The 23,605-nt window shown below is 60.9% G+C and carries 23 protein-coding genes and 4 pseudogenes; 10 read left to right on the forward strand and 17 right to left on the reverse strand.

The features are described from left to right. Nucleotides 1–21: 21 nt before the first annotated feature. Entirely contained in the window at nt 22–876 is an 855-nt protein-coding gene (locus I8E17_RS29350) for an SDR family oxidoreductase (RefSeq protein WP_113366275.1), read from the reverse strand. 136 nt (nt 877–1,012) lie between these two features. On the opposite strand from I8E17_RS29350, the gene I8E17_RS29355 reads away from it, so the two are divergent. Both I8E17_RS29355 and I8E17_RS29360 read left to right on the forward strand, forming a co-directional pair. Continuing rightward, nucleotides 1,013–1,360 (forward strand): helix-turn-helix domain-containing protein, encoded by a 348-nt coding sequence (locus tag I8E17_RS29355; protein ID WP_069615063.1) that lies wholly within the window; start codon nt 1,013–1,015, stop codon nt 1,358–1,360. 13 nt (nt 1,361–1,373) lie between these two features. Next, nucleotides 1,374–1,493, forward strand: a pseudogene (locus tag I8E17_RS29360) (IS6 family transposase); the annotation flags it as partial. On the opposite strand, the gene I8E17_RS29365 reads toward I8E17_RS29360, so the two are convergent. Continuing rightward, a complete protein-coding gene (locus I8E17_RS29365) occupies nt 1,479–1,967 on the reverse strand; it encodes a response regulator (RefSeq protein ID WP_113366274.1) in 489 nt (162 codons plus the stop codon). The pseudogene I8E17_RS29360 and the gene I8E17_RS29365 sit on opposite strands and share 15 nt — an antisense overlap. Before the next feature lie 23 nt (nt 1,968–1,990). On the opposite strand from I8E17_RS29365, the pseudogene I8E17_RS29370 reads away from it, so the two are divergent. From I8E17_RS29370 to I8E17_RS29380, 3 pseudogenes are all read left to right on the forward strand, one after another. Then, nucleotides 1,991–2,500: pseudogene (locus tag I8E17_RS29370) on the forward strand (DUF1194 domain-containing protein); the annotation flags it as partial. A 74-nt stretch (nt 2,501–2,574) separates the two neighbouring features. Then, nucleotides 2,575–2,664, forward strand: a pseudogene (locus I8E17_RS29375) (IS66 family insertion sequence element accessory protein TnpB); the annotation flags it as partial. A 4-nt stretch (nt 2,665–2,668) separates the two neighbouring features. Then, nucleotides 2,669–3,143: pseudogene (locus I8E17_RS29380) on the forward strand (transposase); the annotation flags it as partial. 170 nt (nt 3,144–3,313) lie between these two features. Here I8E17_RS29380 and I8E17_RS29385 read toward each other — a convergent pair. Further along, nucleotides 3,314–4,225 (reverse strand): LysR family transcriptional regulator, encoded by a 912-nt coding sequence (locus I8E17_RS29385; protein ID WP_162750888.1) that lies wholly within the window; start codon nt 4,223–4,225, stop codon nt 3,314–3,316. Between the two features lie 197 nt (nt 4,226–4,422). Here I8E17_RS29385 and I8E17_RS29390 point away from each other — a divergent pair, with 197 nt between their 5' ends. Further along, on the forward strand, nt 4,423–5,439 hold the full coding sequence (locus I8E17_RS29390; protein ID WP_069615246.1) for an alpha/beta hydrolase: 1,017 nt from the start codon (nt 4,423–4,425) through the stop codon (nt 5,437–5,439). A gap of 16 nt (nt 5,440–5,455) precedes the next feature. Beyond that, the gene (locus I8E17_RS29395) at nt 5,456–5,677 is read left to right on the forward strand and encodes a hypothetical protein (RefSeq protein WP_219511756.1); all 222 of its coding nucleotides are present in this window, start codon (nt 5,456–5,458) and stop codon (nt 5,675–5,677) included. 18 nt (nt 5,678–5,695) lie between these two features. Here I8E17_RS29395 and I8E17_RS29400 read toward each other — a convergent pair whose 3' ends face one another. The 14 genes from I8E17_RS29400 to I8E17_RS29465 all read right to left on the reverse strand — a co-directional run bounded on the left by I8E17_RS29400 (nt 5,696) and on the right by I8E17_RS29465 (nt 18,855). Then, the gene (locus I8E17_RS29400; RefSeq protein WP_113366307.1) at nt 5,696–6,709 is read right to left on the reverse strand and encodes an aldo/keto reductase; all 1,014 of its coding nucleotides are present in this window, start codon (nt 6,707–6,709) and stop codon (nt 5,696–5,698) included. A gap of 227 nt (nt 6,710–6,936) precedes the next feature. After that, nucleotides 6,937–8,016: an ABC transporter ATP-binding protein gene (locus tag I8E17_RS29405; protein ID WP_069615057.1), complete on the reverse strand. Its 1,080-nt coding sequence runs from the start codon at nt 8,014–8,016 to the stop codon at nt 6,937–6,939. Continuing rightward, complete coding sequence (locus I8E17_RS29410; RefSeq protein ID WP_113366270.1) at nt 8,013–8,813, reverse strand: ABC transporter permease; 801 nt, start codon at nt 8,811–8,813, stop codon at nt 8,013–8,015. The genes I8E17_RS29405 and I8E17_RS29410 overlap by 4 nt, the downstream gene beginning before the upstream one ends. Before the next feature lies 1 nt (nt 8,814). Further along, nucleotides 8,815–9,687 carry an ABC transporter permease gene (locus I8E17_RS29415; RefSeq protein ID WP_069615055.1) on the reverse strand — a complete coding sequence of 291 codons (873 nt, stop codon included), beginning with the start codon at nt 9,685–9,687 and terminating at the stop codon, nt 8,815–8,817. Nucleotides 9,688–9,800: 113 nt separating this feature from the next. Beyond that, nucleotides 9,801–10,811, reverse strand: coding sequence for an ABC transporter substrate-binding protein (locus I8E17_RS29420; RefSeq protein ID WP_113366269.1), 1,011 nt, complete (start codon nt 10,809–10,811; stop codon nt 9,801–9,803). Nucleotides 10,812–10,865: 54 nt separating this feature from the next. Continuing rightward, on the reverse strand, nt 10,866–11,180 hold the full coding sequence (locus tag I8E17_RS29425) for an NIPSNAP family protein (RefSeq protein ID WP_069615053.1): 315 nt from the start codon (nt 11,178–11,180) through the stop codon (nt 10,866–10,868). Nucleotides 11,181–11,185: 5 nt separating this feature from the next. Next, on the reverse strand, nt 11,186–12,649 hold the full coding sequence (locus tag I8E17_RS29430; RefSeq protein ID WP_113366268.1) for an aldehyde dehydrogenase: 1,464 nt from the start codon (nt 12,647–12,649) through the stop codon (nt 11,186–11,188). Between the two features lie 5 nt (nt 12,650–12,654). After that, nucleotides 12,655–13,695, reverse strand: coding sequence for an LLM class flavin-dependent oxidoreductase (locus tag I8E17_RS29435; protein ID WP_069615051.1), 1,041 nt, complete (start codon nt 13,693–13,695; stop codon nt 12,655–12,657). Continuing rightward, a complete protein-coding gene (locus I8E17_RS29440) occupies nt 13,692–14,627 on the reverse strand; it encodes a flavin reductase family protein (RefSeq protein WP_069615050.1) in 936 nt (311 codons plus the stop codon). Before I8E17_RS29440 ends, I8E17_RS29435 begins: the two co-directional genes overlap by 4 nt. Beyond that, a complete protein-coding gene (locus I8E17_RS29445) occupies nt 14,624–15,469 on the reverse strand; it encodes an alpha/beta hydrolase (protein ID WP_069615049.1) in 846 nt (281 codons plus the stop codon). Before I8E17_RS29445 ends, I8E17_RS29440 begins: the two co-directional genes overlap by 4 nt. Nucleotides 15,470–15,485: 16 nt before the next feature. Next, the gene (locus I8E17_RS29450) at nt 15,486–16,088 is read right to left on the reverse strand and encodes an amino acid synthesis family protein (RefSeq protein WP_069615048.1); all 603 of its coding nucleotides are present in this window, start codon (nt 16,086–16,088) and stop codon (nt 15,486–15,488) included. Between the two features lie 350 nt (nt 16,089–16,438). Then, nucleotides 16,439–17,350 (reverse strand): agmatinase, encoded by a 912-nt coding sequence (locus I8E17_RS29455; RefSeq protein ID WP_113366306.1) that lies wholly within the window; start codon nt 17,348–17,350, stop codon nt 16,439–16,441. A 21-nt stretch (nt 17,351–17,371) separates the two neighbouring features. After that, entirely contained in the window at nt 17,372–18,067 is a 696-nt protein-coding gene (locus I8E17_RS29460; RefSeq protein WP_069615047.1) for a GntR family transcriptional regulator, read from the reverse strand. Beyond that, entirely contained in the window at nt 18,064–18,855 is a 792-nt protein-coding gene (locus I8E17_RS29465) for a helix-turn-helix transcriptional regulator (protein WP_113366267.1), read from the reverse strand. The genes I8E17_RS29460 and I8E17_RS29465 overlap by 4 nt, the downstream gene beginning before the upstream one ends. Before the next feature lie 129 nt (nt 18,856–18,984). On the opposite strand from I8E17_RS29465, the gene I8E17_RS29470 reads away from it, so the two are divergent. The 3 genes from I8E17_RS29470 (at nt 18,985) to I8E17_RS29480 (ending at nt 23,496) form a co-directional block, all read left to right on the forward strand. Next, complete coding sequence (locus I8E17_RS29470; RefSeq protein WP_113366266.1) at nt 18,985–19,752, forward strand: metallophosphoesterase; 768 nt, start codon at nt 18,985–18,987, stop codon at nt 19,750–19,752. A gap of 125 nt (nt 19,753–19,877) precedes the next feature. Further along, complete coding sequence (locus I8E17_RS29475; RefSeq protein WP_113366265.1) at nt 19,878–20,462, forward strand: protein-tyrosine-phosphatase; 585 nt, start codon at nt 19,878–19,880, stop codon at nt 20,460–20,462. Nucleotides 20,463–20,694: 232 nt separating this feature from the next. Continuing rightward, a complete protein-coding gene (locus I8E17_RS29480) occupies nt 20,695–23,496 on the forward strand; it encodes an autotransporter outer membrane beta-barrel domain-containing protein (protein ID WP_113366264.1) in 2,802 nt (933 codons plus the stop codon). Nucleotides 23,497–23,605 lie beyond the last annotated feature (109 nt).

Raw genomic sequence — 23,605 nt, forward strand, 5'->3', positions numbered from 1 at the left:
GACATCGCCTGAAGGCCTGGCTCAGGCGCGCAACGCGGCGGCGACCAGGCTCTGCATCGAAGTGGTCGGACGACCAATCAACCGCCCTAACACACCACCCTCGTCGAACAGCGCCCCGCGCGAGGCAGCGGCGTCGGCATCCGCCAGGAGAGCGGCGAGATCGGCTGGCAGGCCGGCACCCGTCAGGACATCACGATAGGCAATCTCGGACAGGTCGTTGTAGACGACGACCTTGCCCGACTGGCGCGAGACCTCCGCGGCAAGCTCGGCAAGCTTAAAGGCCTGGTCGGCCGCAAGCTCATACGTCTTACCGACGTGCCCGTCAGTCGCCAGCACCACGGCTGCGGCTTCGGCATAGTCCTGCCGGGCCGCGGATGAGAAGCGCCCATCCTTCGCGGCGCCGACGAAGGCGCCGTGCTCAAGCGCTGCGGAGAGCGCCATGAGGTGGTTCTCGGTGTACCAGCCATTGCGCAGGATCACCGCGGGCAGCCCCGAGGCCGCGATGACCTCCTCTGTCTGGCGATGCTCGATTGCGAGCCTCGCCGGTGACGTGTCGGCGTGCAACATACTGGTGTAGGCGATCAGCGAAATCCCGGCTCGCCCGGCCGCTTCGATCACGGCCCGATGCCGCGGCAGGCGGCCATCGACCTCGGTCGAGGAAATCAGCAGCAGTTTCTCCACGCCAGTCAGCGCCGGACCAAGCGTGTCTGGCCGGCTATAGTCCGCCTCGCGCACGATCACCCCGCGTTCGGCCAGGTCGCTGGCCTTTGCCGGATTGCGAACCGCCGCGACGATCCGGTTGGCGGGAATGGTTTTCAGCAGCGCCTCGATCACGAGGCGGCCAAGTTGTCCTGTTGCTCCAGTTACTGCGTACATCGTTCAGTCCATTTCGTGGTTGCAATGAATTCGATGGCCTTTACATAGCGTCCATCGTTACCATGGGAAACCACGTATCTTGCGGTTACCTCTATTTTCCGGTAACCAACTGGAAACTGCCGTTGAAGGAAGGACGATGGTACTCAAGGTACGAAAGAAGGTGGAGACACCTCCGGGCTGCCCCATGTCCAAATGCATGGATCTCCTTGGTGGCTGCTGGACGCCGGAGGTGCTCTGGTCCCTGAGTGAAGGCCCGCGCCGGTTCTCGGAATTGCGCCGGGACAATCCTTTCATCTCGGCGAAGGTGATGACGAGCAGGCTGCGGGATCTCGAACAGCGCGGCGTCCTCACGCGCAAGGTTTTACCGACATCACCGCCCACGGTGGAATATGAGTTGACCGAGTTGGGGAAGGAACTCCTCCCCGCGATCAGATCCATCGTAGAGGTCGGGACGCGCCTGCTGTTGCGTGATTCTACCTCCTAGCGTCGCTGACGGCGAGGATTTGCTGGCTGCCCGTGGGATCATTCTTTCCCATCAGACGGTCCGATTGTAGGCGGAGAAATGCGGCCGCACCTTCGCCAATGAGATCCGCCGTCGATCATCATTTGCAGTTGGACGGACCATCGCGCGTTTGAACCGCAAGCAATTCGAAGATTGCTTTCTGCACCTGCTCGGCATCTACCGGCTTGTGCAACAGCGAGTGGCCGCTTTCGGAGACTTGCTTCAGCCGGGCTGGCGACGTGTCGCCGGTCAAGGTAATGGCCGGCAAACAGCGGTCCGCATATCTGCGCATCTGGTCTATTGCCTCAAGACCATTTGCCCCGGCCTCCAGCCGGTAGTCGGTGATGACGATGTCAATCGGCAAGGCTTCACCGAGCGAAGCTTCCGCGTGCGCTCGGCAAGCCTCAGTTGCCGAGCGTCCGGCATAGACCCTGTGCCCAAGGGTTTTCAACAGCAGGCTGATCGCATCGAGAGCATCGCGCTCGTCGTCTATCACCGCGACGGCAAGTGCGCCATTCGTCACCACCTCGTCAGCAATCTCTGTCTCAGGAATATCTACGGTGGCAATGGGAACAGTAAGAGCAAACATCGAACCGCTTTTCGATCGATTCCTTGGCGGCAAGACTGCAACGTGATGGCCATGCTGCGGCCCTGCGCTCCGACATGGTCAACACGGCGATTGCAAGCGGCCCGCTCGGCTGCATCGCCGTGACATATATAGAGTGGTCGAGCGTAGGGCAGTTTCAAACAATTGTTCCCTGGGTAAGGCTTTGCAATCGAGGCGACACGGAAGCTGCCGCGAGCGCAATTGAAGAAGGAGCCGACAGTGGATTCGCACGGCCTGGCGGGGGCCGAACTTCGGTGTCCTTTGCGATCGATGCCGCAAGTATTCTTCTGGACCGCCTGCCATGGTCAACTGCTCGCAAAATCATAGACATTTCGGCCAACGGGACCAATAATGATGGTCCGCCGGTTCTGGAAAGCCGCAGGCGCGCTCTGGAAAAAGGGCGGGTGATCAATGTCATTGCGGTCACTCCCCAAGAGCCTGGGATTACGTCCGATCTGCCCGGCTATTTCAAACGCGAAGTCATCGGTGGCCCCGGTTCCTTCGTCATCACTCCAAATGCCGTCACCGACTATGCGTATGCAATCCGGAAAAAACTCTTCATCGAGGTTGGCGATCGGGCGGATGGCGAGGATTTGCCGGGTGATACGAAGTTGAAGAGCCTCGTCGCGGAAACCGACGGCGGCCCGACAACACGAAGTTACGGATTGTAGGGGAAAGCCATTGTTTCCCATCAGACGGTCCGACTGTGGGCGGAGAAATACGGCCGCACCTTCGCCAATGAGATCCGCCGTCAATCAGAACGGTTTCGTTCCGGACGTTCTCGTGCAAAGTCGCCGCAATGCCAAGGCGACCAAGCGCCTGATGCGCAAGCTGTTGAAAGGTTTCGGTCGGGCGCCACGTGTGATGATCATCGACAAGCTTCGCTCCTACGATGTCGCAAAGCGGGAGATCATGCCCGGCGTCGAGCATCGGTCCCACAAAGGCCTGAACAATCGGTGGAGAATTCTCACCAGCCAGCCGACAGCGAGAGCGGATCATGAAGCGCTTCAAGTCAAAGCGACATTTGCAACGTTTCGTTTCCATCCATGATCCGATTACCAACCTGTTCCACATCCCACGCCACGATTACCCTCCAGCCATCATCGCGAACTGCGCGCAGCGGCGATGAAGCTGTGGACGAAAATCGCGCGGGCATGAGCGGTGCCTGCGACGAGCGTCATCTTCTTGCTGCTTGGCCGCTGACTTTACGATGCCTTCCATACTGCTTGCTAACCTTCAGGCTGATCAGTCTTAAGGCCGAGCGCGAATTGATCCCGGGCGGGATGAGGCTTCATCTCGCCCATCTAGGTTTTTAACGTGACCATTACTCATTTGGAGGCAAGATAGGAGCGTCCCTTCAGAAACGCGACGAACGCGCGCAATGCCGCTGATTGATGGCGCCTGCTCGGAAAATAGAGATAAAGCGCCTCCAGCGGCGAAGACCATTCGGGCAGGACCCGTGACAATTTTCCAGCGGCGAGGAGATCGGACACGCTCGCAGCCGGCGCGCTGACAATTCCTAGCCCCCTTACAGTCAGCTCGATCTGTGAGGCGAGATCGTGAACGATCGTTGCCGCGGGCGGCGCGATCTGTACGCTCTCGGCTGCGGATTGCAGGATCCATGGTATGATCAAACCGGTCGTCTGACTGCGGCACACCACGGCGCGATGACTGAGCAGATCGCTTGGGAGATTTGGCATCCCCCGGGCATGAAGATAGGCAGGTGACGCGACGAGAATGGCTTCTGATTCGGGCGCGACTGGAACTGCCACCATGTCCTTCTCGAGGCAATTGCCATAGCGTAATCCCGCGTCGTAGCCTTGCTTGACGATGTCGATCATGCGTGCCTCGACCGCGATTTCGAGTTCCACCTCAGGATAGGCATCCTGAAAAGCCGCCAGTGCTGCGGCAATGAGCAGGTCGAAGGGCGCGCGCGGCATGGTGAGGCGCAAAGGGCCTGCTGGTCGACCGCCCCGCCGTGCTGCCTCCTCCGCGGCTCGCCTCAATTGCGATAGGGCAGGAGCTGCCGCCAGCAGATAGTCGCTACCGACTTCCGTCAAACTCAAACTGCGGGTCGAGCGGCGCAAAAGCGGCGCGCCGAGACGCTCCTCGAGGCTTCGGATCGCCTGGCTGGCCGCAGATGGAGAGATGCCGAGACGCCGCGCTGCTTCGGAAAAGCTACCGGCTTCGGCCACGGCGACAAACACGGCCACGCCTTCGAGGATATTTTTCTGTCGCAAGTGATCCACCTTGAAGTTTTGCTTCATACTTCATGTTTGATTTCGGGGCTAATCGCAAGCATCTGTTCGGCGTACGGTTGCGCATGCCTACAATCCAATACCATTCCGCCGAAGGTACGGTGCTGATCGGACATCCCAACCAACGGTCCATCCCCCTGGTGACCGACGCGGCCGTCCTGTCGGGCGCAGCGGGGGGAATGCCCTCATCAACGCTGGTTTCACGCACTTTCAGCACGCCCCGTCAGACAACGCATTACATCGAATGCGGGCCGGCCGACGGACCGCTGATGATCTTCCTCCACGGCTGGCCGGGCATAGGTCTGATGTGGCGCGCCCAGATGAACGCCTTCGGCGCCGACGGGTGGCGCTGCATCGCTCCTGATCTTCGCGGCTTTGGCAGCTCTTTCGCACCTGCAGCCAACGATGCCTATACCATCGAGGAAATTGTGGCGGACATGGCGGAGCTCCACGACCACCTTGGCCGCGAGGCTGCGATCTGGGTTGGCCACGACTGGGGCAGCATCGTAGCCGGCGCGTTGGCCGCGCATGAGCCGAAACGCTGCCGTGGCGTCGTACTGATCTCGTGGGCGTATTTTCCCGACGGGAACGCCCTGCCCACGCTCGTTGCGCTGGTCGATCGAACGATTTACCCCGCTGATCGGTATCCGGACGGCCAATGGGATTACTACCGCTACTACACGACGCATTTCGATACGGCGGTGGCCGACCTCGACGCGGACGCGGAAGCATCGTTGGCATCGATCTTTCGATCGGGCAGCCCTGCCGCCGTCGGCGAGGTTTCGCCATCCGCGAAAGTCACGCGCAACGGTGGGCGCTTCGGCGCCGCACATCGAGCCCCGCCCACTCGGCCCGACCCGGCACTGTGGCCGCCGGCGGACTTCGAAGAGCTGGTGCACGCGTTCAAGCTTCGTGGCTTCCTCCCTACCTGCGCGTTGTATCTGAACGGCGACGCCAACACCGTCTATGCGCGCGAGGCGCCCAATGGGGGCCGACTGTCGCAGCCGGTGCTGTTCGTCAACGGCGACTTCGATCAGATCTGCAGCATCAACGGAAATCGCCAGGGCGACCCGATGCGTGCAGCCTGCCGAGACCTTACCGTGGCGAGTATGCCCTGCGGGCATTGGCTGCCGTTGGAGCGCAAGGAAGAACTCATCCAGGCCATCCGACGCTGGCTCCAGAGCAAAAAACTTTGATGGCGGTAATCGAAGAATGACCTCGCAGATGAAGAGTGCAACAATCCTCAGCGATCGCGCTGTTGGCCTGCTGACGGTCGCCGCGGCAACCGCCGTGGCGATCGCTTATTACATTCAGCCGCTGCTCGTTAACGTGTGCGAGGCACTTTCCATCTCCAGTGGCTTCGTCGGGATCCTGGCTGCCATGAGCCAGATCGGGCTGGCATTGCGGCCGCGACACGACGGCAAAGAGATCTAACCATCATGCCCCATCATCCTATTCGCGGAGCGACGACTGGAGACCCGCGAGCGCCCGATCGACTGCCGCCATCACATCCGCCGGCAGCGGTCCCTTGGCCAAGGCTCCGGCGTTTTCCTCGACTTGAGCAACCGTGCGGAAGCCCGGAATTGGCAGCGTGCGCGGCGAACGCGCCCACAACCAGGCAAGCGCACCCTGTGTGAGGGTGCGGCCCCCCTCAGTCAGCAGATTGCGGACCGCCTCCAGGCGCGCGGCAAATTCAGGAGCAATCCTGCCGTCTTTGAAGTAGACCATCCAGTCGAGGCTCGCACCACGCACATCTTTTTCTCCGACTGCCTTGTCAGACGTGAACTTGCCGCTGAGCAGCCCCATGGCGAGCGGACCGCGATTGATGGAGATCAGACCATTACGCTCGATGACATCGATCATCGCCGGGACCGGCTCGAAGACGTTCATCGTATGCTGAACCGAAACGAACCCTGAGCGATGCACGTGACGTGCGGCGCGGTCAGGATGATCCGTACTCCAGCCGAAAGCATCGATCTTGCCTTCGGCCTTGAGCGCTTCGAGTGTCTCAAATACCTCGTCAGAAGCTTCGAGCGGAAAATCGTTAAGATGGAACTGCAGCAGATCCAGACGATCGCGGCGCAAGCGGCGCAATGACGTCTCAGCGGACCGCCGGATAAAGGCAGGATCGGAAAAGGCGCCCGTGGCTTGCTTGGTCTTCTCGTCCGTCGCGAAGCCGAATTTGGTGGCGATGGTGATATCGTCCCGATTGCCGATCGCCCTGCCGACCACCTCTTCGGAATGACCAGCCCCGTAATTCGAGGCGGTGTCGAAGAAGCGAATGCCGAGATCCACCGCCCGGTCGATGGCACGGACCGATTCATCATCATCGACGTCACCCCAGCCGAGCGGCACATCGCCAGCATAAAACGGTCCGCCAATCGCCCAGCATCCCATGCCCAGGCGTGGAATTTCCCGGCCATTCCAGAGCGTCATTGTGGTCGTGCTATCGGGTTTGGTCAGCATGTCGTCCTCCACGATCATCTATCGTTGCAGGCAGACATAGGGAGAGATGCCAGAGCGATAAACAGCCAAATCTGCAGGGTATTTTTCATTGATGAAAAACGGGTGGCCGCTGCGCAATAATGCAGGAAGCTCCGCATGGTGTAGAACGCACTCTGGCGCAAATAGGGCTGCCGTCCTCGCTGCCATTGTCTTCATCGTGCTTCGACCACGCCGGCCTCCGGTCAGCGCTAACAGAAGACATGCGCGGCGTCGGGATCGAACTCCAGATGCACGTTATCGCCGCGGCTTAGACCAGAGATGGCTTCGTGGCCGAAGGGCAGGCGCACGGACAGGGTTTCCCCGGCGGCAATCCGCGTGGTCACATGCACGTTGTTGCCGAGGAAAGTGATATCGTTGACGGTCGCGCTGAGGCCCTTGCTCACGCCCGCCTCGCGCCCGAGCCGGATGCGTTCCGGCCGCAACATCAATGCCGCTTTGCTCCCCGACGCCGGCCGGCCGTGAACCGGGATGCTGTCGAAGATGATCTTGCCGCCGAGTGAGATCGTCGCCTGGCCATTGTCCGATGAAAGCAGATGACAGGAGATGAAGTCGCTGTCGCCGATGAATTCGGCGACAAAACGGGTACGTGGATTGGCATAGAGTTCCGGGCCGGTTCCTATCTGATCGATGATGCCTTTGGAGAAGACGGCGATACGATCGGACAACCGCAGGGCCTCTTCTTGGTCGTGGGTCACATAGAGGATCGTTACCTCGGTTTGCTCGTGGATCCTTTTGATCTCGTGCTGGATCTCTTCGCGCAATTTCTTGTCGAGAGCCGACAACGGCTCGTCCATCAAAAGCACTGGCGGATCATAAGCGAGTGCCCTTGCAAGAGCGACGCGTTGCTGCTGGCCGCCGGACATTTGCGCGGGCTTGCGATCCTCGAAGCCTTCCAGCCGGACAAGGCGGAGCATCTCCCTGACCCGGCTGTCGACCTCCGCCTTGGACTTGCGGCGCACCTTCAACGGAAAGGCGATATTCTCTCCGACGGTCAAATGCGGAAATAGCGTATAGCGCTGGAACACCATGCCGATATTGCGCTTGTGCGATGGCGTCGACAGCAGCGTCTCGCCGTTCAGCAGGATATCACCCTTGGTGGGGTTCTCGAAACCGGCGAGGATATAGAGCGTCGTGCTCTTGCCCGAGCCGGAGGGGCCGAGAAAGGTCAGGAACTCGCCGCGCTTGACCTCGAGATTGACGTCGTGGACCGCGACGACGGGACCATATTCCTTGCGGATGCCTTTGATCTTCAGGAAGGATTCGCTCATTTTTTTTGAACCTTGCGCACGATCGCGGCCAGCGTCATCAACATGACCGTCAAAAGGATGAGAAGTGTGGAGGCTGCTGCGACGACCGGCGTCAGGTCCTGCCGGAGCGTCGCCCAGACTTTGACGGGCAGCGTCTGCAGCGTCGGGCTCGCCATGAAGATCGCAACGACCACCTCATCCCAGGACGTCAGGAACGAGAAGACGGCAGCCGAGAACAATCCATGGCTGATGGCGGGCAGCGTGACCCTGATCTTCGCCTCGAGCGGAGATGCGCCGCAAAGCACCGCGGCATCCTCGATCGACTTGTCAAAGCCTTCGAGCGCGCCAGCGATCGACAGGATGGAAAAGGGTAGCGCCAGGACCAAATGGGACAACACGAAGCCGACCAAGGTGCCGCCCAGCCCAATTCGCAGGAAGAAGGCGTAGAGAGCGACGGCGAAGACGACGACAGGCAGGATCATCGGCGTCAGGAACAGTGCCTTCAGCGCATCGCGAAACATGAACTTCCCGCGCACCAGGCCGAAGGAGGTCACAAGACCGAGCAGCACCGAAAGCACGGTGACGATCGAAGCTATCTTGAAGCTCGTCCAGGCGGAGGCCAGCCATTGCGGATCGGAAAGCAGTTCCGCGTACCAGCGCCAGGTCCAACTCGGCGGCGGAAAGATCAGCCATTGCGATGAGCCGAACGACAAGGCGGCGATGAACAGGATCGGCAGAAGAAGAAAGGCCGCGGTCAGGACGGTGATGGCAAGCAGCACATATTTCCACCAGCCGAGACGGTCGAAATTCAGCAACATCTCAGCGTCCCCCCGTGCTTTGAACGCCGAAGAGCCGCAGCTGGACCGCATAGAGCGTCAGGGTGACGACGAGCAGGACGAAGGCGGCCGCCCCGCCCATGCCCCAGTTGACGAGCGATTGCACGAACTGGGCGATGAGTTCGGCGAGCATCATGTTCGCGGTGCCGCCAAGCAGCGACGGCGTGACGTAGTAGCCGAGCGACATGACGAACACCATCAGGGCTCCCGCCATCATGCCGGGAGCGGCAAGCGGTATCAGAATGCGAGTGAGGCACTGCAGACGGCTGGCGCCGCAGAGCGCCGCCGCCTGCAATACGGCCGGATCGATCTTCTTGATGACGCCGTAGAGCGGCAGGATGATGAAGGGCAGCATGATATAGGTCATGCCGATCGTCACGCCTGTAAGGTTATTGACGAGGGCAAGCGGCTTGTCGATCAGGCCCATGCCGATGAGCATCTTGTTGATCAATCCCGTGCGCTGCAAAAGCACCATCCAGGCATAGGTGCGCGCGAGCAGGTTCGTCCACATCGACAGCAGCAGGATCGCAAAGACGACCGAGGACCAGCGCGACGGCATGATCGCCAGCGTCCATGCCACGGGAAAGCCGATCAGCAGCGACAGGACGGTGACGAGGCCCGACACGATGAACGTGTTGGCGAAGATCTTCAGATAGGTTTCGGAGCCCAGCAATTCGGCGTAATTGCCGAAGCCGAATGCCGGCTCCATCACGCTGCGCAGAAGCAACGCGATGACCGGAAAGATGAAAAAGATCGCGACGAAGGCGAGGGCCGGCGCGACCTGCGCGAATCCGGTCGACCCTGCCGTCTTGCGCGCCGATGCGGCCGCGTCCGCGACGTCTACGTATGTCGACATGGCAATCCTTTCCCACCATGGGCGCTGTTGAGCAGCGATCGCTATGCACAGGCCTGGACCTCGCATGCCCTACCGCGGAGATTTGTCCGCGGTGGTCTGGTCATCTCCGCCGTTTACTGCGCCTGCCAGGCGTACCACTTCTTGCCGATCGCATCCCTGTTCGCGGCCCAGTAATTCATGTCGGCATTGACCTGACTGGCGGTCTGCTGGTCCGGCAAGGTCTTGGCTATTTCAGGGTCCATCAGTTTCGCCGAGCCGAGGTTTGTCGGCGCATATCCGGTGGCCTTCGCCAAATCGGCCTGCGACTGTGCCGAGGTCGCGAGCGCGATGAATTTCATCGCCGTTTCGAGGTTCGGCGCACCCTTGGGGATGACAAGGGCATCCGCTGCCGTGATGTTCTGGCTCCAGGAGGTCTCCGTCTTGACGCCGCTGCTGGCAAGCGCGGTCATGCGGCCATTCCAGAGACTGCCGAAAGGCGCTTCGGCCGAGGCCAGCAGCTGCTGCGATTGCGCGCCACTCGACCACCAGACGATATCGGATTTGATCGTATCGAGCTTCTTGAAGGCGCGATCGAGATCGAGCGGATAGAGCTTGTCGGCGGGAACGCCATCGGCCAAGAGCGCCGCTTCGATGACGCCCGGCGCGGACCATTTGTAGAAGGTGCGCTTGCCGGGGAATTTCTTCGTGTCGAAGAGATCAGCCCAGGTCTTCGGGCAGGCGCCGACCGCATCGGCGTTGCAGCCGATGACAAAGGAATAATAGAAGCTACCGACGGAGTAATCGCTCACGAAACGCGGATCGAGCTTGGACTTGTCGATGACGGAAAAGTCGAGCTTTTCGAGCAGACCCGCCTTGCCGGCTTGCGCGGCATAATCACCCTCGACGTCGACAACGTCCCAGCTCACCTGGCCGGCTTCGACCATCGCTTTCAACTTGCCGTAATCCGTTGGGCCGTCCTGCATGACGCCGACACCGGTCTTTGCCGTGAACTGATTGGCCCAGGCGACCTTCTGCGCATCCTGCGTCGTTCCTCCCCAGCTCGTGAAGACCATGGTGTCGGCCTTGGCGGGCATGGATGCGGCCATCATGGCGGCAAAGGCCGCGAGTGCAATTCTTGCTTTCATGTTCCCTTGTCCTTGTTTTCGGTTTTTAGAGGCATGCCTTACGCACCCGCCCATTCACCCCAATGGGGAGAAACCGGCGGGCTTCATGATCTTGTTTTCCGCTTGTTCGATCAGGTCGCGGATCTTCGGCAGGAAGGCCTGCCATTTGGGGTCGGCGGCCAGCCGCCCGCGCCGCGCCTCGCGATCGTCGAGGCTTGCATAGGCCCAGATGTGCACGATCTCGTTGATGACACCGATTTCCGAGTAGAAGTAGCCGACGAGATCGCCGAGATGAGCCTTCTGGATGGCGATCCCTTCCTCTTCCACCGCCTTCAGATATTGCGGGGTCGTGCCGTTCTTCAGCCGATAGGTGCGGATCTCGTAAAACATCGGTCTCACCTCATGACGAAGGGATCGGGAATCGGATCATCCGATGTGCGCAGCCAGATCGTCTTGGTGCGCGTATAATCGAGCGCTGCGGCAAGACCGCCTTCCCTGCCATGGCCGGAAAGGCCAAAGCCACCGAAGGGCGCGATAGGCGATACCGCCCGATAGGTATTGACCCAGACGACGCCGGCGCGGATGCCCTTCATCAGGCGATGGGCCCGCGTGAGGTTCTGGGTGAACACGCCGGATGCCAGGCCGTAGCGGGTGTCGTTTGCAAGCCTCAACGCTTCTGCCTCGCTCTCGAACGAGACAACCGACAGAACCGGCCCGAAGAATTCCTCGGCCAATGACGGCGAGTTGACGCCATCGCAATCGAGGATCGTCGGCGGGAAGTAATAACCCACGCCGTCTGGCTTTTGGCCGCCGGTGATCAGCCGAGCGCCGCTCGCAATGGATTTATCGAGGAGAGCGGTCACATGATCCTGCTGGCGCTTCGTGGCGAGCGGGCCGACCTCGGTCGCCATGTCGAGCGGTGAACCGATGCGGATCGCCTCGGCCTTGCGCTTGAGGATCGACAGAAAGGCGTCCTTGACGCTGGCCTCGACGATAAGCCGCGAGCCGGCAACGCAGCTTTGACCGGTCGCCGCGAAAATGCCGGCGACTTGCGCATTCGCGGCGCTCTCGAGATCGGCATCGGCAAAGACGATGAAGGGTGATTTGCCACCCAGTTCCAGCGAGGTCGAAGCAAGGTTCTCGGCCGAATTGCGGATGACATGGCGTGCCGTCTCAGGTCCGCCGGTAAAGGCGATATGCGCGACCTTGGGGTGCCCTCCCAGTACCGCGCCACAAGAAGGGCCGAAACCGGTGATGATGTTGACGACGCCGGCCGGAAAGCCGGCTTCATGAACCAGGCGCGCGAATTCCAGCAGCGGCCCCGGACCATCCTCGGACGCCTTGACGACCATCGTGCAGCCTGCGGCGAGCGCCGGGCCGATCTTCACCGCCGAGAGAAAAAGCTGGCTATTCCAGGGCACGACCATGGCGACGACGCCGACCGGCTCGCGGCGCAGCCAGACATCCATGTCCGGTTTGTCGATCGGCAGATAGGAGCCCTCAATCTTGTCGGCGATGCCGGCATAGTAGCGATAATAGTCGGCGACATAGGCGATTTGCGCCGAGGTCTCGCGGATGATCTTGCCGGTGTCGCGCGTTTCCAGTTCGGCAAGTTTCCGTGCATTGGCCGCGACGAGGTCTGCAAGCCTGTAGAGAAGCTTGCCACGCTGCGTCGCCGTCATCTTTGCCCAGGGGCCTTCGTAAAGCGCCTTCTCTGCGGCATCGACGGCGCGGTCGACATCAGCCTCCCGCGCTTCCGGCATTTCTGCCCAGACGTCGCCAGTCGCGGGATCGATGCTCTGGAAGCGGGCTTCCCCATCCAGAAATTCGCCGTCGATGTAATACTGGAAGCGCTGCATGGCGTTCACTCCTGAAATGCCGGCATGACCTCGGCGATGAAGCGTTCGAGCGATGCCTTCTTGCGCTCGAACGACATGCCGGTGTCGATCCAGAAGGAATATTCGTCGTAGCCCATCGCCTGATAAGCCTTCAGTCGGGCAATCACGGTTTGGGCATCGCCGACGACGTTATTGCTGCGCATGACCGCACCGGACAACATGGCATTGGCGCGAATGTCCTCTTCCGGGATGCGCTCGATCAGGCCCTGATGGATCGGCTTCTCGTTCTTGAACCAGGCGAAGAAGTAGTTGTAATAGACGCTGAGCTCATGAGCGGCCCGTGCGATGTCATCCTCGGACGAGCCGACATAGGTATGGCGTAGGAGCATGATCTTCGGCCGCTCGATGTCCGGGTTCTTCGCGCAGGCGTCGTTGAACCGCCCCATCAGCGCCTCGACTTCATCGTCACCCTGCCAGAGCGGCGTCACCTGGACATTGCAGCCATTGGCGACGGCGAACTCATGTGAATTCGGGTCGCGCGCGGCAACCCAGATCGGCGGATTGGGCTGCTGCAGCGGCTTTGGCGCCGAGGTGGTCGACGGGAATTTGAAGAACTCGCCCTCATGGGCGTAATCCCCCTGCCAAATGCCTTTGACGGCCGGGATCAGCTCGCGCATGCGCTGACCAGCGCCCCAGGCGTCGAGACCCGGCAACAATCGCTCATATTCAAAGGAGTAGGCGCCGCGGGCAATGCCGATATCGAGCCTGCCGTCGCAGATGATATCGGCCATGGCGGCTTCACCGGCAAGCTTGATCGGATGCCAGAAAGGCGCGATCACCGTTCCGGTGCCAAGCCTTACCCGCGATGTACGCCGCGCCAGATCGGCGATGGTCACGAAGGGATTGGGCGCGATGGTGAAATCCATCCCGTGATGCTCGCCCGTCCAGATCGCGTGCATGCCGCCCTTGTCGGCGATCTCGCACAGCGCGACGAACTCGTCATAGAGGCTTTTATGCGTCTGGTTCGCGTCGAGGCGCTCCATGTGAACGAAGAGAGAGAATTTCATGCCCGCACCGCCTTTCCGGAAACCGGTCGCACCATGCCGGAGGTCTCGTCGCCAAAATAGACCCCGAAATTGCCGATCTGGCTTTCCAGCGCGAATCGGGAGACGATATCGGCGGTGGAGCTGGTCTTGAAATGCGCGGTCTTGAGCGCATCCGGCTTGAGGAACCGGCCCTCGCGCGGCTCACCTTGTGAAGCAAAGGCCCGATAGACGATGTGATGCTTGCCATCGCTCCTGCCTTCATAGACGGAATAGAGAAAGCCGACGGTCACGGTAAGGCCGGTCAGCGTCCGTAAATACTGACCGAGAATATCGGCGGGGCTGCCCTCCCTGCCCTCGCAATTCGGAAGAGCCAGAACATCGTCCCCGAGCAGCAGGATCTCACCGTCGCGCTCGAGAACGGCACCCAGCTCGATATTGCCCTCCGCCGCAGCGGAGACCGCCTTGCTCGCCAGGATCGGGGTGAAATAGCCGCCACGGGCATAGCCCAGCCCATTGCGGCCGCTATTGTCGAACGAGACGATACGTCCCATCAGGACAACGTGATCGCCTGCTTCGATCACTTCGCTCATGGCACATTCGAACCAGGCGGCGACATCGGCAAGGATCGGACAGCCATCCGCTCCGGAAGCCCACTCGACGGCGGCGAACCGGTCTTCAACGGGTCGGGCAAAGGTGTTGGAGACGGCCTTCTGCGTCTCCGAGAGCACATTGATGGCAAAGTGCTTCGCGCTCGTCATGGCCGCGAAATTACGCGAGGTCTTGGCGAGGCAAACAAGAAGAAGCGGCGGTTCAAGCGATACCGACGTGAAGGAATTCGCCGTAAAGCCGATCGGCTGACCGGCCTGATCGCGCGCTGTCACGACCGTCACGCCCGTCGGAAACGCGCCGAAGGCGTCGCGCAGCGCCCTTGGATCGAAATCTTGTGCCGTCATCTTGCGTCCTCCCCGCATGAAAGCCACTCGGCAAGCAGCTCATTGACGATATCTGGCGCGGTCAGGTTCACCATATGGCGGTGCCCTTCGACGATCCGTGCCCAGCCTTTGGGTGCCGCCGCGGCCATCTCCTCCGCCATCCGTGGCGTCGAGTTCGGATCGTCGGATCCCGTCAGGAACAAGGCCGGCGCCCCGACATCCGGCCAGCGATTGGCATAGGTCTCATCACCACCGGCGAAAGCCGCATAGGCCGTGGCATAGGCTTTCGGATTCACAAGGCTCAACCAATTCCGCGTGAGTTCCCGCGCGACTCCACTTTGTGCATCATCGCCGAACCAACGCAGCAGCGGGCCTTCCTTGTCGACACCTGAAATCGGTATCGCGGCCGCGCGTGCCAGCACGGCCGCCTTGGCCTCGGGATCGCGCCGATAGACGCCATTGAGATAGGCGACCCGCTTGATCCGCTCACCGAAGGTGGCGGCGGCCCCTCCGGCAACGAGCGCGCCCATCGAATGGCCGGCGACATTGACCTCACTGAACGCCATCTCATCGAGAAAGCCGCCAAACCAGGCGACAAAGGCTTCCAGCTTGCTGCCGGGGGGCAAACAAACGCTTTCCCCATGACCCGGCATATCGACGGCGATGACGCGATGGCTTCTGGAAAAAGCCTCGATCTGTGGCGTCCAGGCTTCAAGCCGCATGCCGACACCATGGATCAGCACCAGCGGCTCACCTTTGCCGACTTCGTGATAGGCTGTGCCGCGCGCCGTGTGCTTGCGAGGCAAGCCTCCCACATCCAGAAGATCGGCCTTGTTCTGATCCATCGTTTCCATCGCCGGCATCCAGACGCCCGATCTCTTAAACGCCGGCCGGATTGGAGACGTCCTGTCCCAGATCCTTAAGATCCTGATAGCGATCGCCGATGCGATGATGCGGCCGACCACCGATCGAGGCACCAAGCGCAATGACGATTTCGTCGGCCGCCGGTGCATCCGGTATCGACGTCTGGATTGTCAGATAATGCGAGCGGCGACCTTCATCATTCTTGTCCATGAGCGGGATCATGATCGGCGCATTGGCCGGTCCGCGCGTGTTGCAGAAGGCGAGATAGGATTTGGCGCCGACGGCATGGCGATAATGATTGCCGAAGCGAAGAGTGTGGATCAGCGCGGATGCATGCTCGATCTCGCCATCGAGGCCGACGACGGCGGATTTGCCATAAGCCTCGACGGCCTCGCCCGATCCGACCGCATCGATGATCATCTTGGTGAGCAGTTCGCCGAGAACGGGGGCCGCGGCATGAATCTCGGGCTTCAGATCCGGGACGAAGCCACGACCACTCCAAGGGTTTTTGACGATCGCGCATGCCGAGAAGAGCTTCAACGGCGTGGCCGCTGCCCTGCCCCCTTCAACAAGCGTCGTTTCGATCTGCAGGACGGTTTTTCGGATCTGAAGGCTCATGGCTCGCTCTCATCTAGGATTACATATGATGGTATGCCATAATATGTCGCTGTCAAGCAGCTTTGAACGACCGGACCAAAAAACCTGGGGCCGTCAGAAAATAATCATCCAGATCAGTAACTTAAGAAGTGGTAGAGGCAAATGCCCGCGACAGCAATGCTTGTCGTGGCGGATCTTAAGCCGCCGATGCTCCGCTTCCGTATTCGTTATTATGGTATGCCGTCACACCGAAGGCGTAGCAGTGTCAACCCGCTCCGCCAGGCAAACGACAATTTGATGAGGCGTGACGGCTTCCTGCATATCCGACGTGGCGCAAGCCGGCTCGTCACATGGCGAGATCTTCGCGGGCGTTAGCCCTGGCGGATGATGGCGCCGATCACATTGACGACAATGCGCGCGGCGGTCAGGGCCGAAAGGCCGTCGATATCGGCGGGAGGATAGAGCTCCACCAGATCAAAACCCGCGATGTCAGCCCGCCGGCCGAGGCCGGCGATCAGGTCGATGATCTGCATATAGGTGAGGCCGCCGGGCGTGCGAGCCGCCACGCCTGGCATGATGCCGGGATCGATGCTGTCGCAATCAAGGGTGACAATGACCCGAGCGCCCTCCGGAATATGCCGAAGAGCGGCCCCGACCCCTTGGGCATGGATCTCGCGGGCCGTGACAAAGCGGCTGCCATAGCGTTGCGCTGTCTCGATATCCGAAGGACGAGCGCTGCCGACGCCACGCAGGCCGACCTGCACCATTCCGGCGACATGCGGCATCTCGCTTGCCCGCCGCATCGGACTTGAATAGCCGTAGCGCTCGCCATGCAGCGCGTCGCGCCAGTCGATATGGGCGTCGATCTGCAAGATCCAGACCGGCCCCTCATCCGCAAAGCCGGCGATGAAGGGGATCGTGACGGAACAATCGCCGCCAAGCAGGATCGGAATGGCCGGCAATGCAAGCACGCCGCGCGTCCTTGCCTCGATCCGATCGCGGTTGCCGGCGTTGTCGTGCATGACAGTCTCGATGTTTCCGACGTCGACGCAGCAAGCGGGCTGACCGGCGAACAACGGGCCGCCGAGATCGAAATCCCAGTGTTCGACCAAGCCGGCATCATCCTGGCTGGCGTCCCGGATGGCTCCCGCCGACAAGGCATGGCCGCCGCTGTCCCTGCCGGGATAGGTACTGCCGTGACCCGCCCCGAAGATCACCACACGCGGCGGACGACCGTCATCAAGGCCGTCCGGGAACCCGAGAAAGGAAGAGGAAGCCGTCATCTTCATGGCCTTCTTGGGAAATCAACCGATCGGCTGCCGTCCGGAAAGCACGGCCTGGGCGATGGCGCTTGCGCTGGCGACATGATCCATCGCGGCCTGATAGGCGCCGTCACCGTCGCCGCGCCTGATAGCATCGACGATACGCGCCATCTGCGCGGGTCCTTGAACATCGCGACCTTGCGTCTTGATCGTCATGGAGCGCAAGTGATTGATGCGCACGGTCAGAAGGTTGACGACGCCCCAGGCCACATGGCGGTCGACCATGCTGAACAGCGTCTGATAGAAGGACGATGTGTGGGCGAGCACGCCGGCCATGTCCTTCTCGCGGTAGCTATGCCTTATGTCCTCGAGCGACTTGTCCAGGGCATCCGCGATCGCGGGGTTGTTCTGCTCGGCGCAAAGCCGTGCCGCCATCCCTTCGAGCGCGGCGCGGATCTCGTAGATCTGCTTGGCTTCGTCATGATTGAGCTGCGCGACGATCGGCCCCTTGTTCGGCAGGTTGGCGACGAGGCCTTCGGATTCGAGATGGCGCAGCACCTCGCGCACGATCGTGCGGCTGACGCCGAGCTGAGCGCAAAGATCGCGTTCGACCAGGCGGTCGCCCGGGCGGAAATAGCCGTTGATGATCGCCTCTCGCACCTTGTCGAGGGCGAGCTCCCGCAACGTCTTCGTCGGACGCTCCACGCGAATCGCGGCGCCATGCGCATCGTCATTCATTTCCACACCCTCGATCCTCGGATACCATAATATGGCGTACCAAAATCATCCATTGTCGAAACGAAGTCAATGCGGTAGAGCGCCCGTCGGAGCAAGGCTTGCTCGTGAATGCCGAAATGCTCCTTCAACACCTTCCAGCCTTTCGGTGTGACGTCAACGGCGCGGGACGAAGGCGCCCGCCGTATGCAACCCTTCGCAAAGAGGAAGTTGGTCAAATGAACGCCGAGCGGTCCAGCAAGATGATGTTCTCTCTCTGTCCAATCGAGGCATTGCCGGGCAAGCCCATGGCGCGTGGGTCTGATGCTGGCCGTGTTCATGCCCATGCGGTCGAACCACTTCGCACCATCAGGCGTGAGTTCGAACCGCTTCTTTTCGGCCGCGACAAGGAACCCCTCCTCCACCAATCCATGGGTTAGGGCGATCCCAACGCGGCCGGCCAGGTGATCATAGCAGCAACGCGCGAACCGAAGCTTCTGCGCATCCCGGGTTAGCGGCCTTCTTCGCACGGATTGCACCGGAGCGATGGAGGCGAGGGTCTCGAGCGCCAGCGCGACATGAGAACCGGCGAGACGATAATATCGATGCCGCCCCTCGGTTTCCACGGCCAGCAGCCCGCCGGCCAACAATTTGCCGAGATGGGAACTGGCCGTCTGTGCCGTCACGCCGGCCGCATGGGCGAGCTCGCCGGCGGGCCGCGCCCGGCCATCGAGGAGCGCCGACAATATGGCCGCCCGGGCGGGATCGGCAATCAGAAAGGCAACGGCTGTTATGTTCGGCTGGGTCGTCATGTCTGGGCCCCTTTACATCAGGCTGCATCATAACACCGAAATAGTTCGCATGCTTCGACACATGTCGAAGCATTGGGGCAGATTGCCGGCCTAGACTGACCGCTCAAGCAACTGCCGCGGAGCCGACCCATGACAAAGACCATCCTAGCCTTTTTCACCGACACCCATCTCGGCCAGAAGCTGGTCACCAAGACCGAAATCGCCGGCGACAAAATGGGCTATGAGAATACGCCGCGAGAGCACGAGCATCATCTGCGACTGGTCCTCGGCGATATCGCCCGCCGGGGCATTTCCAAGATCGTCTTCGGCGGCGATATCGGCACCACGTGTTCGGTCGGCGGCTTTTTCGGGCATCTGCGCGCCCATGCCTTCGATGTGTCGCTCATCCTCGGCAATCACGATACCTACGGCGATGTCGCGCCGTACCAAGACATGGGCGGCGGCACCGTGGCTGGGAAACTGTGCTACTCGCAGCAAGATCCGCATGTGAAACGGATTTTCCTCGATACGTCCGACAACGTCGTCGGCGACGGCCAGCGCCGGTGGCTCGCCCGCGAACTCGAAGGTGTGAGGCAGGCCGCGATCTTCCTGCATCATCCGATCCTGCCGCTCGACACGCCGATAGATCGAAACGGGGCAGCCCTGCGCGATCGCGACGAGGTCAGATCGCTTCTGATCGGCATGGATTGCCGGATATCCCTGTTCTGCGGTCACTACCACATGATCCACGAAGCCCGGGAGGCAAACATCAGGCAATATGTCTCGCCAGCGGTCTCCTATCAGATCGTCAAGCAATCCGAACGTCTCAAGGTAGATACGGGGACATTCGGCTATCGTATCCTGGAGATGGACGAAGAAGAGATCAAAACGCAGGTCGTCTTGTTTTCAAGGACCTAGCCCCCGCGGACGATTTGCCGCGCCACTTCGCGGCAACAGGGGAAAAAGCATTTTCACTTCAGAGCGATGGCGCTATATCGTCTCGGAGCGCTGCGGAATCGCCAGCCGGTTTGAAGGATATCACAATGAGCGTGCTTCTCTCTCCAGAACTCACGGTTTGTGGCATTGAGGAGTTGCCCGATCAACGCGCGCGAAACGTTACCCATGTGCTTTCCCTCCTTGATCCGGAATATCCCGAGCTCGATGTCTTCTACTCCTATGCCGAGCATCATCGCACGACGCTTCGTTTTCACGATATCATCGCGACGGCTCCGGGGCGGGTCATGCCCCGGCCGGAACATGTTGAAGCCATCCTGAAATTCGGCTCCGAGTTTCAGGCACGACAATATCCCGGGGCTTCGAGTCATCTGCTGGTGCATTGCCACATGGGCGTATCGCGCTCGACCGCCGCCATGCTGTCTTTGATGGCGCAGGCAAACCCTGATGAACCCGGTGAGAGCCTGTTTACTCGTCTGGTCGCCATCCGTCCGCAGGCCTGGCCGAACTCCCAGATGATCGGATTTGCCGACGAACAGCTCGGCCGAAAGGGCGATCTGACGGCCGCGCTTGCCCGCCATTACGGTCGCCAGATCAAGAGCCGGCCCGATTTCGTCGACTGGATGAAGCATCTCGGGCGTCAGGCAGAACTCAATATGGCGACCCCCGCGTAAGGATCGCCTCTCCTGCCTGAAGACCGACAGCCGGCCTTGATCGCCTCGTTATGCATCTTCTTTCGCCGTGACACAGCGTCGGACAATCGCGTACCCAAGATGCTAAAGCAATATATTAATTACGTTATTAGCTTTAAATTTTTGAGTTGATGCGAATCTTCTACTATGCTCTTAGTTGAGTGGGCGGGCGATCCATCGGCTGGAAACGGCTGATGAAGTTGGGGGGAGAGCGATGCGCCATGTCAGGAATTCAAGTCCGAAATCTGCCTTCATTTCTCTGAAGGCGGCGCTTGTATTGGGAACAAGCCTTGTCGCACCCGAGATAGCTCAGGCGGCATGCAACAGCTTCACACCGGCGAGTGGTCAGACGGCAACCTGCGACGCGACGTCTCCCAATCCTGTCACCGCGGGTGTCTACGGGGCAGCAGGAAGTTCCGGTGTCACCATCGATATTCTGGGGGGCGCGATCGTCAGTATCGTCCGCGCGCCGACCGCCAATGCCGGCGCTCGCGTCGTCGATTTCAGCACCATCGTCAATTCCGGCGCCATCTCCCTTACCGGTTCCGGCAGCAGCGGTCTCAATCGCGGCGCTGGGCTCGTCGGCACCGGCAACAACAACAGCCTCACCAATAACGGCTCGATCAGTACGACAGGCCAGTACAATGACGGCATGGCCGCCGACGGCAGCGGCAATACCTTGACCAACAACGGCTCGATCACGACCACAGGACCGAATGCCTATGGCATGACGGCAAGCTGGGGCCAGAGCGGCGGCGGCTCGCCGAACAACACCATCATCAACAACGGCACGGTTTCGACCAGCGGCAGCAATGCGCGTGCGGTATCGATCCTCGGCGCAAACGGCAGCGTCACCAACACGGGCACCTTGACGACAAGCGGAAATAGTTCGCCGACCGTCTACATCCAGGGCAGCAACGGCACTTTGATCAACAGCGGCACGATCCATGCGAGCGGCGGCGCAGCCTCGGGTGGCCTGCCATCGGACGGCGTCTTCTCCAACACGCTCGGCTCGACCTTCAATGCAACGATCGTCAATCTTTCCGGCGGCCAGATCATCAGCGACCGAGGCCCCGCCATCCGCACGCTCAACGGCCCGACGAGCATCACCAATGCCGGGCTGCTGGACGGAGGCAACGGTTTCGCCATCAGCGGCGGCAACGGCAATATCTCCCTCACCCTGCAAACCGGTTCGAAAATGGTCGGGACGGCCAACGGCGGCGGCGGCAACAACACGGTGACGCTTCAGGGCGATGGCCTGATCGACAATGCATTCACCAATTTCCAGACGCTCTACATGACCGGGACGGATTGGACCTGGGCCGGCACCGGCGACTTTCACGACAGCTTCATAGAGAACGGCACGTTTCAGCTTCAGAGCGACCTAACCGGCAACGTGACGGTGTCCTCCGGCGCCAGCCTCTTGGCCGGCGGCGGCTTCAATCCCTCGATCGCCCCTTATCCGGGCGGCGCGGCCGTAACACTCACCAATTCAGGCGTGATCAATCTGACCAATGGTGGCTCCCAAACCACGAATAGCCTCACCGTTGTCGGCAATTATGTCGGTTCGGGTGGCTCCCTGCTTCTCGATACCGTGCTCGGTGGCGATGGCGCGGCCTCCGACAAGTTAGTGATCGATGGCGGGACGGCATCGGGCTCGACAGCCATTACCGTCAACAATTTTGGCGGCGGCGGCGCAGCCACCATGCTCGACGGCATCAATGTCGTCGAAGCGACCAACGGCGCCACCGCCAGCAGCAACGCCTTTTATCTGAATGGCCGGGCGGCCGCAGGCGCCTATGAATATTATCTTTTCAAGGGTGGCGTCAGCGCCGGGACGAGCAACAACTGGTATCTGCGCTCGGCCTTTGTCGCACCTGTCCCGACACCGGACAACCCGAATCCGGAAGGCCCCATTCTGATCCCGGCGACGAATGGAACCTCTGGAATTCAGCCGCCGCTGGTGACCCCGGGTGATCCGGCGCCGGCACCGCCCAATTCGGGCGCGACGCCGATCTCTCCCGAAATCATGAACATCGGCGGCGTCGACGTGGAAGTCATCCGGTTGATCCGGCCGGAAGTCGCGACCTATACGGCCATCCCGCCGGCGGCACAGGTCGCAACGCTTGCCACGCTCGGAACCTTTCATGAGCGCCGCGGCGAGCAAAGCGTGGTGACGTCAGGCAATATTGCTTCTGCCGTCTGGGGAAGAGGTTTTGGGGAACATGTCGATCAGGGCTGGTCCGGCTCGGTATCGCCGTCGATCGACGGTTCGCTCTGGGGCCTGCAGACCGGTGTCGACATCCTCCGCCACGAGACCGACAGCGGGCATCGCGACATTGCGGGCCTGTTCTTCGGCTATGCCGATCTCAGAGCCGATGTCACAGGCCAGGCGGTCGGCTGGAACAATGTTAAGACCGGCAGGATCAACCTCGATGCTACCAGCGTTGGCGCCTATTGGACCCATATCGGCCCCACGGGCTGGTATCTCGATGGTGTGCTGATGGGGACCTGGTATGGCGGCAGTGCCAACTCGATCGGCGGTACGGGGATCGATATCGACGGCAGCGGCTTCACCGCTTCACTCGAAGGCGGCTACCCGATCGCGCTCGGCGGCAACTGGTCGCTCGAACCGCAGGCGCAGCTGATCTGGCAGGATATGTCGCTCGACGACAAGCGCGATGCCTATTCAGCCGTTGCCTTCGGTTCGGATACCAGCTGGACCGGACGGGTCGGCGCTCGCCTGCAAGGCAATTTCCAAACCTCGGCCGGTCTGCTTCAACCCTATCTGAAGACCGACATCTGGCACGATTTCGACAGCACGGACACCGTCCGCTTCGATTCCGATGCGATGAATACTGCGATGAAGGGCACCTCGATGGAGGTCGGCGGCGGCGTGGTCTATGCCGTCAACACAACCTTCAGCGTCTTTGCGACGGTGGACTATCGGTTCGATGTCAGCGGCGAACATCAGCGTACGTTCCAGGGCAATGTCGGACTGCGAGTAAAGTGGTAAGTACGACCGCCGTCGGCTGAGTTTATCCGGCCACCCCGCAATACCGGACGAATGTGATCGCTCCGGCACGCGAGAAGCCCCGCAAACCCGCCATCAATGCGTCAGCTGG

The sequence above is a fragment of the Rhizobium sp. AB2/73 genome (assembly GCF_020871915.1).
In the GTDB taxonomy this organism is placed as follows: domain Bacteria; phylum Pseudomonadota; class Alphaproteobacteria; order Rhizobiales; family Rhizobiaceae; genus Rhizobium; species Rhizobium dioscoreae.